Below are 1491 nucleotides of genomic sequence, written 5' to 3'. Positions count from 1 at the left end.
TTTTTGTTAGAAGGGCATCGTGATTAATTTTATCAAAGCACTTGGTTATGTCAGCATCTAACACCCATTTGGGGTTTTTGCTGATACCTTTGAATATTGCTTCGATGGCATCGTGGCATGACCGTCCTGGTCTGAATCCGTATGAATTCGGTTCAAATTTTGCCTCCCATTCCGGTTCAAGGGCTTGTTTGGCTAGAGCTTGGAGTGCTCGGTCGTATATGGTTGGTATTCCGAGAGGCCGTTTTTCCTTCCGTCCAGGTTTTGGAATCCATACCCTTCTAGTTGGTTGTGGCTTCTTGTAGGGTTTTAGGTTGACTACTAAGGCGAGCCTCTGCTTATTGGTTAAAGCTTTCTGGCCGTCTATTCCGGCAGTCTTTTTGCCCTTGTTTTGCTGGGTTACCTTCCTGACCGCAATCATCTTTGCTGCCCAGGACTTCATCAGAGTCTTTTGTAGCTTTCTTACCACGCTCACGTTACCCCGCTGAGAGGCTTGGTAAATCCGTTTTTGTAACTTAAAAACAATCTGTTCTAGCTTTCGCCAGTTGACTGTTTTCCATTCCGACTGTGGGGCGAACCCCCGAGTTTTAGACGTTTTCATTACTACTCATAGCTTTACCTTTTCCTACAACGTGAGTCTGTTAGCGTATCCTAGGCATTACCCTAGACCTTAGCTTCTGACTCAATCTTTCTCACATAGGCCATGCGGCTAACTACCTACTTAGAGACCGACCTCTCTAAGAGCACCTATGGAGTTACTTCGTTCCTGATCACCATTCTTTGGACTTTTAGAGTGATACTATTCACCGGGAATTTGGGAAATCATTATGAGATGGACTAACCTCATAATCCTTTATTTATTCCATAGACTTTTGTCTCTAGCAGCGTATCAGCCTTATTACGCTACATCTGGATAACGATGATTCTCGTGTATCTTCCTCTCGTACTCTTGAGTCCTTTGCCTGTTACTAACACCATTTTAGGCTAATAGTGCTTCACTATTCGACCCCGCTTTATCCTCAGGTTTGTTAATTCCTGGAGATAGGGGTAGGGCTGTCACTCAGATTTCATGAGGGATGGTTTTTCACCATCATGGTCATCAAGTTGTCAAGGTACATACCTTGCGACTAATCCCCCAAACCTTTATAAGGTAAGGTTTCTAGCCAACGAATCGCACAGCCCAAACCCAGTCAGATCCATTGAAAACCTTGATTTCGACTTGGTTATAACCATGCAGCTTGTAACATTGTCCCTTGTATAGAGAGGGATAGCAGCCAGTATCAGCATTTAGCTTTGGAGGCTTAGCATCCTTTCTTTTTCTGTTACCCGACTGCCACTCCCTATAGCGAGTAACAAAACTACTAACCTGACCCGCTGAAAAAGCAATAGCAGCACGGCGCAGGTAACTGGGAAACTTGTAGAATGCTTGATTGAATTGTGGATATTTAATACTTGGACGCTTAGCTGTTTTATGCATTAACTTCTCGACAGCAG

General features: G+C 44.0%; 1 protein-coding gene and 1 pseudogene. Both read right to left on the bottom strand.

Translation table 11 applies throughout. The annotated features are described in order from the left end of the window. Positions 1-598: reverse transcriptase N-terminal domain-containing protein (locus F6K51_RS37110; protein WP_293031141.1), on the bottom strand; the 598-nt coding region annotated here is incomplete at its 3' end. 579 nt (positions 599-1177) lie between these two features. Beyond that, a pseudogene (locus F6K51_RS37105) lies at positions 1178-1491 on the bottom strand (IS200/IS605 family accessory protein TnpB-related protein); the annotation flags it as partial.

This window comes from Moorena sp. SIO3I8 (genome assembly GCF_010692325.1).
In the GTDB taxonomy this organism is placed as follows: Bacteria; Cyanobacteriota; Cyanobacteriia; order Cyanobacteriales; family Coleofasciculaceae; genus Moorena.
Note: the sequence above shows the minus strand (reverse complement) of the source record. Positions and strands in the feature narration are given on the sequence as shown.